The organism is Arcobacter sp. CECT 8983 (assembly GCF_004118855.1).
In the GTDB taxonomy this organism is placed as follows: domain Bacteria; phylum Campylobacterota; class Campylobacteria; order Campylobacterales; family Arcobacteraceae; genus Halarcobacter.
On sequence record NZ_PDKF01000009.1, the window covers coordinates 1 to 358 of the forward strand.

Here is a 358-nt window from a genome sequence, read left to right on the forward strand (position 1 = left end):
ATGGAAACAAACTTAATTGCGGAGGCAGTAAAGTTTATGGTCTTAGGAATGGGGATAGTATTCTTGTTCTTGATCGTAATGGTCTATGCTTTAAAACTGCAAGCAAAAATCATAGGGAAGTATTTTCCAGAGAAAAGTACACCAGTACCTACAAAGCCCACAGTAACTACAGGGGCGAAAAATATAAACGAAACTGCAAAGATAGCGGCTGTAGTAGCAGCTGTTCAACATCATAAAAATCTAAAAGGTTAAATTAAATGTCAAAAAAATATATTGATGTTATGGATACTACATTTAGAGATGGATTTCAGTCTGTCTTTGGAGGTAGAGTTTTAATGGAAGATTTTTTTCCAGCTGT

The 358-nt window shown here is 34.9% G+C and carries 1 protein-coding gene; it reads left to right on the plus strand.

Annotation, left to right across the window (positions count from 1 at the left end; all coding sequences use genetic code 11):
* The coding region (locus CRV01_RS11970) for an OadG family protein (protein ID WP_129008447.1) at positions 1-252 on the plus strand (252 nt) is incomplete at its 5' end.
* Positions 253-358: the final 106 nt, after the last annotated feature.